Genomic DNA, 8559 nt, shown 5'->3' with positions numbered 1-8559 from the left:
AGTTGCACTCGCGTCACGCAAGACGGTCTACCGGACCAGACCGTGCCACGAAGGCACATCCCGCAGATTGATCACGACTCGATACGCTCCCTAGTAGGGCTCCCCCACTCATTTCTCGGGCAGGAGCGGTACTGGCATCAAGTAGCAGGCGAACGCGAGCTGGACCATGAGTTCGAACACCAGAGGTTCCGCCGTGCTGGCGGCCAAGCACGGCCAGATGAACGCCAGCATCGGAGCGACCAGTGCCCCCCGAAACCGCCCCGGCACCATCTTTCTGTGCCCCAAGCTCGCCAGGATCGCGAGAAGAAGCGTCGGAAGGCCAATGAAGGCGAGCATACCGAGGCTGATCCTAACGATCTGCGCGGTGGAGTCTTCCCACGGAACCAAAAGCGCGATGATCAGCCACGCCGTGGTGTGTAGGAGTAGATACGTCAGGAGACATCGGCCGATCCGTCCCAGTGCACGACGTATCCCAGGAGCTGGTTGTTCGGCTTCCTGTATCAGCATCCCTCTACACAACTCCCGTCCGTGCGGGTTTGGCGTGAGGTGGCCCCAGGCGGCGTAGTACTCGTCGCCGAGTACACCCAACTCCGGCTCTGTACGTGCGGACTTCCTGAAGGCCTCGCCTGCGCGGCCACCTCAACCACCACTCACCCCGGCTTCCCAGTCCTGATCAACCACGTTGCCCGCCGCCACGCCCTGTCTGATCGGGCACACACGGGGCACAACGTCTCAACGCTTCTGAAGACGCGTCATCGGTTGCGCGCTCCTTACTCGGGCAAGGCCCAACCCAGTTCTCCGGGACGAGCGGCGCAGGCATCAACCACACGGCGAAGGCCACCTGGGCCATCACCTGAAGCACCAGCGGCTCGGCCGCGGCCGCCCCGATGAGCGGAATCGCAAAGAGCGCCATGGGGAAAGCAAGCAAGGCCCGGAACCGGGCCACCTCCAGATGCTGGTGGGCCAGTCCGGCCACGATCGCCAGGAGCACCGTGGGAATGCCGGTGAAGGCCAGCATCAGCAGGCCGAGCCGCGCGCTATCGAGGAAGGGCCAGTCCGGGACCACTCGCGCGATGACGATCCAGACGGCCACGTGCAGCAGGACGTACGACAGGACGCACCGCCCCATCCGTGCCAGCACTCGGCGCATGCCAGGGCTGGCCGCCGCGTGGGGCATGACCATCATCATCCCTTCACGGCAACTCGCACTCCGCAACATTTGAACACGTTCAACATAGCCCATGAGTGATCGCATGGCGAGGGAATCGTGCCCCGTGACGGCCGCTGCGGCTGTACCTGCAACCAGAGTGATCGCATATGCAACAGCTCACCAGACGGTGAACCACCGCGGCTCGTACGGTCGGTCATGAGTGCCCTGACAGGACGGTGCTCCTGGGATGGCCCCCGGTCACTTCGCACGTCCCGCAGGGCCACCCCTTTCGTCAGGTCAGCGATCCAGCGCACCTTCGGTGCGCGCCGGGGGCGTGGTAAAACCCGTGGCGCGCGCTGGGGATGCTTCTGTCTGCCCCTGACGTGGGCCGGTGCTGGTTCGGGATCGTGGTGGGGTTCGTTCCGGCCGAAACCGACTGCTCTGTGATGCCGGTGAGCTCGCAGGTAGGTGTGGTGCTGGGGGCCGTCCACGGGAGGCGCGGCCGGCCTCCGGGCGGTACGGGAGTACGTCAGGCCGCCTTTCTGTGTCAGCCGACGGCGGCGCCGCGGGGTCGTCGAGTCCACCGTGCGGGCCGCGTACGAGCACGGCCACCACGTCACGCGCGCCACCGACGCGATGGCCGACGCCGACCCCGAGGCACACGGGGGCGGCGTCGAGCGGATCTTCCCGTGCCTCGGCGAGACGGGCACCACGGCCGAAAACCTGGAGCCGCTGGCCGTTGCCCGGATACGGCAAGTACCAGTGACCTCCGACTGCCGGTCGATCTCCTTGCCTGCTTGATCGTAGCTGTAAGAAACTGGCGCCTGTCGGTGGGCAACGGCGGGGAGACGAGCGATGACCACGATGAGAAGCGGCACCACCCGGGGGCGGACGGACCGCCGCCGACGGCGGGCGGGAACCGGTTGGTGGGTGCGGCGCTGATCGTTCTGTCCCTGATCGCCGCGCTGAGCTGCCATTCCATCCTCACCACCTGGCTGCCCGCCGATCGCGCCCTGTACCAGGAGTACAAGGCGGCCGAGACGTGTCCCACCCGCAGGGTGATATCGAGGGCAGAAGACTGCCTGCGGGACGTCACCTTCACAGTCGAAGGCGCCCGGAAGCACCCCAAGGGCATGCGGGCGACCCTGCTCGGCCCGGAGCCCTTCCCGAGGATGGTCGTGCCGTTCGGCGACCCGGGACCGGTGCTGAGCGAGCTTGAGCGGGGGAACCGGGTCACCGGTACCGTGTGGCGCGGCGTCGTCGTGGTGATCGCCGAGGGAGACGTCCGGCAGAATTCCGCCGACGCGCCTCGCGACGAACCCCAGATGACAGCCGCCTTCAGCACGTTCGCGGGGCTGCTGGCGGCATTGGCGCTGATGTTCGGTGCGGTGCGTCTGGTCAGGCCGCGCGACCCCGGATTCTTCACCTGGCAGCCGTACGGCAAATGGCTGCTCATCGTCACGGGGGCCAGCTGCGCCGTCGTGGGTCTGTCCACCGTTTGGACGGGCCTCCCGTGGTTGCTCGTACCCACGGTCTGCGGGACGGTCGTCGCGATTACGGCGTGGTTCCTCCACCGAGACCTGCGGCTCGGACGGGTCGGTCGGTAGAACAGTCCGGCCTTCTTGTGCATCGCGAAAGCGCGCGCCGGGGGCGTGGTAAACCCCGTGGCGCGCGCTGGGGATGCTCCTGTCTGGGCACTCACACACTCAACAACGTGACAACGCCTGTACAAGGACTACGCGGAGGGCCGGGCGGACCGGGCGGCAGAGCAGACGGGAGAGGACAAGCAGACCGACGCGATCGGGGAGGGGCTATCCGCCATCGCGTACGCCCTGCTCGACGTCGCCGCGGCAATCCGGGAGCACACAGATAAGACGGAGTAGCCGCAGGCTCGGACGGTGCCCCGCCGTCGCAGTTCGTGAGGAAGCACCATAAACCGACTCCCGCCTGCACCCGTTCGGCCGGCCTGACATACGCGCTGCGAGTCCTTGTCCAGTCATACGCCGAACACCCCGCCTATCGCCAGGAATGGCGCCCATAGCCTTTCAAGGAGACAGGCCCTACGCGGCGAAGCCGATGTTGGTGACGTACTCGTACTGCCCCACTGGGATCCCAGGTCGACGATGACGTCCTCCCAGGCGTCGTCCAGGCCCTGCTGGTCGCCGGTTGACCAGGCTTCGACGATGCGGTCCCAGCGGCGGACGTTCATCGTGCGGTACTCCACCATCCGCTGGAGCGGACGCGGCACCTGCGACTGGTTCAGCGGGCGGATCTCCACCCGTGTCCCGCCGCCGGCGTTCAGGCGCCTCAGGAGATACCGGGCAACGTTCTGGCGGCGGACCTGGCGGTAGGCGGCGTCGATGCGCTCCAGTGATTTTGTCGGGGTGAACGGGAGCCACTGCATCGGCGAGATTGGGAGCCACTTTGCTCCGTTCGTGGCGAGGGTGGGCCCGACGCAGGTCCATGATCGTCAACGGGTTCGGGAGCCCCCCTATCGAGTGACGTCCCGCCTGCGGATGTGGAGTGTCCGCCGTGATCTGGCGGTGTTTGGCGATAGCTTGTGTGCCACCGGGCCCTGTCGGTCCGTGTCCCTGACAGGCACGGTGCGAAAGGGCCTGGCTTCGTTATCCCGGCGGGTATGCGGTCGGGGCTGCGCGGTGTCCGGCCTTGGGGAGCATCTACTGGTGGGCTCGCGTAATCGTCTATCGCCGGCCACCAAGTGCGTTCGGCGGCTTCCCTGCCTTGACGCTCAGTCGTGAGTCACCGCAGGGGTGCTGAACGAGATCCAGACGTCAGGAGGCAAGTCGGGCCGACTTGGGGTCGGTCTGCGTTCCTCGGTCCATGCGTCGTCGGCGATCTCCGTGGCGACGCGGCGCCAGAAGTGCACCGCGGCGATGTTGGCGTCCTGAAACGCGACTTCCCACGAGCCTGGGTGCCTGGCCGTGATTTCCTGAACAGCGTGCAGCCCGATCCCTGTCCGCCGCGCGCCGCGCGCTACGAAAAAGCTGTTCAGCACGCGCGTCGGGGCGGTCAAACTGCGGACGAACGCGAACCCAGCAGGGCTGTCACCGCTTGTCAGGAGGTATGGCGTCCAGTCGGGCTCAGAGAAGGCCATGTGGAGCCGGTCGTTGCGGAAGGTGCCGTCAGCGTTGGGCAGCAGACCGTGGAACTCCGACATGTCATGGCGGAACATCAGCCATAGCCGCTCGACCGTGGGGCGGTCGGCGGTGCCTGCGAGGCGAATGGATACGTCTGGCACGAGACTCCTTTTGCAGAGGTGGTCAACCGGCGAGCTCCACATGCCCGGATCGGCAGGACCGAGGATCGGGACTGGCATTCGTTTGATCGGTGCTGGCCCCCGGACAAGCGGCCCCGGGCATGAAAAAAGCCTCCCCGGCGGATGCTGTATCCGGGCCAGGAAGGCTCACTACTGATCGAGACCTTAGCAGGGCGTAAGCGGGTCGCCTCGCAGGCATCGCCGACCGTCCCACAGTGGAGCGGCCGGCTGTTCCGCCATGACGCGCGAGCCCACCGGTACCGAGGCCGATGTCAGATCGAGCGTTCGTCGCAGGTGGCCTGGAGTCGGTAGGACTCGGTGCCGGTCTGGATCAGGTTGCAGCGAAACGTGATGCGGTCGGCGATGGCCGCGCAGAGCCGGCGGTCGCCAAAGCTCTTGTCCCACTCGGCGAACGGGGAGTTCGTGGCGACCGCGGTGGCCTTGCGTTCCTCGCGGTCGGTGAAAATCTGGAACAGCAGCTTGGCGCCCTTCTAGTCCAGGTTCGCGTAGCCGAACTCGTCCAGGCAGAGCAGGTCGACCTTGGTGTAGCGGGCCATGAGCGAGGACAGCCGCCTGGCCGCCTCGGCTTCGGCGAGCTCGTTCACCAGGGCCTGGGTGGTGATGTAACGGACGGTCAGTCCGGCCTCCGCGATCGCAGTACCGACCCCGATCAGCAGGTGGGACTTGCCGGTGCCCCGGCCACCGCACGCTGCGCCGCGTTGTGTTTGCCGACGAGGCCGTCGAACCCTCCGCCGGAGAAGCAGGCGATTCCGAAGCCGGAGCCGAGCCGTGCGAGTTGCGGCACCATGCCGGCTGTCTCGCACCACAGCTCCAGCCGGACCGGCTGCCCCGCCTGCCGGTCGGCCCGGTAGCCGTCCGCAGCCGCTTTCACGGCAGTCCAGAAGTCGGGCGGGCCGGTGCACGATTGTGGGGCCTGGACCGCAACCTGGGTGTCGTCCCGGATCGCTTCCCAGCCGATCCGGCCCGAGCGGCGGGTCCGGCCCGCCCTCCGGAGATCTCTTGCGCATGTACCCATGGAAAATGCCAGAACCGCCACCTGGGGCAAGCACGTTGCGTAGCCTCTGGGTCACAGCCGTACGCCACGTCGGGAGGGGATTGCGCGTGCCCGGAATCGACGAGTGCCTGCTCGAAGTCATGAGGCTGCCCGGCGCCCGCGGCGCCGCGGTGGTCGACTGGACGAGCGGCCTCGCCCTCGGCACCATCGGCGAATCGCCCAACGGCGACCACGAGGCGACCGCCGCGGAGACGGCCGAGGTCGCGCGGATGGCGGCCGAGCAGCCCGCCTTCGCACGGGAGGCCACCGAACCGCCCACCGCGTTACCCGAAGGGGCAGTCGAGGGAGCGCCGCCCCCGGTCGAAGACGTCATCGTCACCACCCGGGCCGGGTACCACATCCTCCGTTTCGTCGAGACGGCCTTCGACAGCAGCGTCTTCGTCCATCTCTGGCTCGACCGCGCGGAGGGCAATCTGGCCCTCGCCCGGATACGGCTGGGCGAGATGGCCCAGCGTCTGGTCCTGGCATGAGAACCGCCCCCGCCCCGGTCGCGCCCCTCTCCCCCATGCTGCAGCGCCTCGCCGCCGAACGCGCCACCGGCGCCCTGATGCGCGACCGTGGCACCCTGTACCTCGCCGAGGGCCAGGTGGTGCACGCCGAAAGCCCCGCGACACCCGGTATCGACGTCCTGCTCACCACGGGCGGCGCCCTGCACCGCGACGGCTGGTGGGAGGCGGTCGCCAGGGCGGGCGCCGGGCAATGGGTCGGCCGCTATCTGGTGGACAGCGGGCGGGTGCCGGGCGGGGCGCTGGAGCTGTGCCACCTGGGCGCGCTGTACGACGCGGCGTTCTTCGCACTCGCCCCCACCCGGACCCCGGCCCGATTCCGCTACGGGGTCTCCCACTGGATCGGCCCCGTCCGCCCCGTCCCCGTCGATGCCGTGCAGCGCGAGACGCTCCGGCGCCGGGAGCTGCTGGAACGGATCTGGCCCGACGCGGTGACCGACAGCGCACCGCTCGTACGGACGGGCCGCTCCGTCGACGCACCCGTTCCGCCGGGCCGGCGCCGCGTGCTCGATCTCGCGGACGGGGCACGCACCGCATCGGACATCGCCCAGGAGCTGGGCAGGCCAGCGTTCCATGTCCTGGTCGATCTGCACCGCCTGGCCGCGGCCGGACTGGTCGAAGCGGTACGGGAGCTGTCGGCCGCGGCCGCCCCCGGCCGGATCGCGCTTCCGGAGGTCACGGCCGACCCCGACGTCGCGCTGCTGCGCCAGCTCCGAGACGCATTGGAGGCCCTGTGATACGCGCGCTCAGACAGCGTGCCGGGAGGAGACAGCTGATGGTGCCCGAGGCCGAAGCGCAGGATGTGCTGGCCGAACTCCAGAGACTACGGGCCCGGGTCCCGCTCCTCTCCGGCGCTCTGGCGGCCAGCACCGATGGTCTCGTCCTGGCCCATGACACGCCGGGCGTGGAGGCGGAGGGCGTCGCCGCACTGACCGCGGCCGCGCTCGGCGTCGCGATCCGGATGACGGATGCGACCGGCCGGAGCGGCTTCCGCGAACTTCTCGTACGGGGCGGGACCGGCTACATCGCGACGTACGCCGCAGGCTCCTCGGCCGTCCTCACGCTGCTGGCCGAGGACCGGATCAACGTCGGCAGGCTCCATCTGGAGGGCCGCCGGGCAGGCACCCGCATCGGCGAACTGATAGACGCCGCGCTGGAACGCGCCGCACACCCGGCACCCCCGGCCCACGCCCCCGAGCCGCCCACCCCGCGGCCCGGCCCGCTGCCGCGCCGCACGTAACACCACATGCCCCGCAGACAACCCAAGGATCCGGTCGACCCGGCCGGCCAGGAAAGGAAACGAGCACGCATGTCGAACACCGAAGCGTCACTCAAGGAAGCGATGACGTCGATCGAGGGCACCCTCGGTGTCGCCCTCGTCGACTACACCAGCGGAATGGCGCTGGGCACCCTCGGCGGCGGCAAGGACTTCAATCTGGAGGTCGCGGCCGCGGGCAACACCGATGTCGTACGCGCCAAGCTCCGCACCATGGAACACCTCGGCCTCCAGGACGAGATCGAGGACATCCTGATCACACTCGGCGGCCAGTACCACCTGATCCGGCTGCTCAAGGCCCGAGGCAGCAACGGCCTTTTCCTGTACCTGGTGCTGGACAAGGGCCGCGCCAACCTGGCGATGGCCCGCCACCAGCTGAAGCGGATCGAGGCCGAACTGGAGGTCTGACCCGGCGGCCTCAGCGCCGACGCCGCGCCCCGCCGGGCGCGGCGTCCCCCGCCATCGGCCCGGTCGTCCGATACCCGGGCCTGGACATCGGCCGACCGCCTGAACACGATCTGCGCCGGTGGGCGAAGAACGCCCGAGCGGCAGCCCGGAGAGGTCGGGAGAACGAGGAGCTGCGCGCGGACGGCGAACGCGCCGATCACTCTCTTGATCTCAACCATGCTTGAGGTTGCACCATGGTCCACATGACTACGGAACCCACGGCGTACGCCGCAGACATCGAAGCCGTCAAGCAGGTCGTTGCCACCGTCGAGCGCTCCCAGCAGCACAAGGACCCCGACGAATTCCTCGCCCTCTTCCACCCCGACGCGGTCTGGACGACGGCCCACGGCAAGGTTCTCATCGGCCTCGACGCGATATCGGAGTTCACCCGCCAGGTGCTCCCTGCGGCCAACTGGGACGGCAAGGTCAGCTACGAGGTGGTTCACGTGCTCTTCATCCGCCCCGATGTCGCGGCGGTCAAGGTCCGTCAGCGCTACCTGAGCCCGGACGACGAGAGCGAGGGGGCCCCTCTGTATGTGATGACCAAGCAGGACGACGGCCGCTGGCTGCTGACCGCCTGCCAGAACACGGGGGTCGTCGCCGACTGATCGATTCGGACGGATTCGCTGCGCGCACGCGGCGAGGGTGTCCAACGTCAGTGTGGGCGTTGTCACGTTGGTGGGATGTTGATCGATTGAGGGCGCGTCAGGGCGTGTAGCGGTCTGGGCGGGGACCTGGGTCACGCTGTGGTGGGCGGGGTAGTGGCGCCGGTGATCTGGTCCCAGATCACGAAGCGGGTGGTCATCTCGGCGCGGTATTCGGTGGCGG

11 protein-coding genes and 3 pseudogenes are annotated in these 8559 nt (G+C 68.4%); 8 read left to right on the top strand and 6 right to left on the bottom strand.

What is annotated here, in order from left to right:
* Positions 1–108 precede the first annotated feature (108 nt).
* Positions 109–588 (bottom strand): hypothetical protein, encoded by a 480-nt coding sequence (locus ACIRJP_RS41345; protein ID WP_404186218.1) that lies wholly within the window; start codon positions 586–588, stop codon positions 109–111.
* Between the two features lie 85 nt (positions 589–673).
* On the bottom strand, positions 674–1189 hold the full coding sequence (locus ACIRJP_RS41340) for a hypothetical protein (RefSeq protein WP_404186216.1): 516 nt from the start codon (positions 1187–1189) through the stop codon (positions 674–676).
* Positions 1190–1708: 519 nt separating this feature from the next.
* On the opposite strand from ACIRJP_RS41340, the pseudogene ACIRJP_RS41335 reads away from it, so the two are divergent.
* The 3 genes and pseudogenes from ACIRJP_RS41335 to ACIRJP_RS41325 all read left to right on the top strand — a co-directional run.
* A pseudogene (locus ACIRJP_RS41335) lies at positions 1709–1951 on the top strand (isochorismatase family protein); the annotation flags it as partial.
* Positions 1948–2757, top strand: a complete 810-nt coding sequence (locus tag ACIRJP_RS41330; protein ID WP_404186214.1) for a hypothetical protein — start codon at positions 1948–1950, stop codon at positions 2755–2757. The pseudogene ACIRJP_RS41335 and the gene ACIRJP_RS41330, both read left to right, overlap by 4 nt.
* A gap of 311 nt (positions 2758–3068) precedes the next feature.
* Entirely contained in the window at positions 3069–3191 is a 123-nt protein-coding gene (locus tag ACIRJP_RS41325) for a DUF6221 family protein (protein ID WP_404186212.1), read from the top strand.
* A 19-nt stretch (positions 3192–3210) separates the two neighbouring features.
* On the opposite strand, the pseudogene ACIRJP_RS41320 reads toward ACIRJP_RS41325, so the two are convergent.
* From ACIRJP_RS41320 to ACIRJP_RS41305, 4 genes and pseudogenes are all read right to left on the bottom strand, one after another.
* Positions 3211–3527: pseudogene (locus ACIRJP_RS41320) on the bottom strand (transcriptional regulator); the annotation flags it as partial.
* 372 nt (positions 3528–3899) lie between these two features.
* Positions 3900–4409, bottom strand: coding sequence for a GNAT family N-acetyltransferase (locus ACIRJP_RS41315; protein ID WP_404186210.1), 510 nt, complete (start codon positions 4407–4409; stop codon positions 3900–3902).
* 290 nt (positions 4410–4699) lie between these two features.
* Positions 4700–5080: pseudogene (locus ACIRJP_RS41310) on the bottom strand (ATP-binding protein).
* Between the two features lie 17 nt (positions 5081–5097).
* Entirely contained in the window at positions 5098–5319 is a 222-nt protein-coding gene (locus ACIRJP_RS41305; RefSeq protein WP_404186220.1) for a hypothetical protein, read from the bottom strand.
* 230 nt (positions 5320–5549) lie between these two features.
* Here ACIRJP_RS41305 and ACIRJP_RS41300 point away from each other — a divergent pair, with 230 nt between their 5' ends.
* The 5 genes from ACIRJP_RS41300 to ACIRJP_RS41280 all read left to right on the top strand — a co-directional run bounded on the left by ACIRJP_RS41300 (position 5550) and on the right by ACIRJP_RS41280 (position 8339).
* Complete coding sequence (locus ACIRJP_RS41300) at positions 5550–5972, top strand: hypothetical protein (protein ID WP_266501908.1); 423 nt, start codon at positions 5550–5552, stop codon at positions 5970–5972.
* Positions 5969–6745, top strand: coding sequence for a transcriptional regulator (locus ACIRJP_RS41295; RefSeq protein ID WP_404186208.1), 777 nt, complete (start codon positions 5969–5971; stop codon positions 6743–6745). The genes ACIRJP_RS41300 and ACIRJP_RS41295 overlap by 4 nt, the downstream gene beginning before the upstream one ends.
* A 38-nt stretch (positions 6746–6783) precedes the next feature.
* A complete protein-coding gene (locus ACIRJP_RS41290) occupies positions 6784–7248 on the top strand; it encodes a roadblock/LC7 domain-containing protein (protein ID WP_266501902.1) in 465 nt (154 codons plus the stop codon).
* A 69-nt stretch (positions 7249–7317) separates the two neighbouring features.
* Complete coding sequence (locus ACIRJP_RS41285) at positions 7318–7692, top strand: hypothetical protein (protein WP_266501900.1); 375 nt, start codon at positions 7318–7320, stop codon at positions 7690–7692.
* Positions 7693–7925: 233 nt separating this feature from the next.
* Complete coding sequence (locus tag ACIRJP_RS41280) at positions 7926–8339, top strand: SgcJ/EcaC family oxidoreductase (protein ID WP_404186205.1); 414 nt, start codon at positions 7926–7928, stop codon at positions 8337–8339.
* Positions 8340–8559 lie beyond the last annotated feature (220 nt).

The organism is Streptomyces sp. NPDC102437 (assembly GCF_044765565.1).
Taxonomy (GTDB): domain Bacteria; phylum Actinomycetota; class Actinomycetes; order Streptomycetales; family Streptomycetaceae; genus Streptomyces.
The sequence above is the reverse complement of the archived record's forward strand: the minus strand, read 5'-3'. Positions and strand labels throughout refer to the sequence as shown.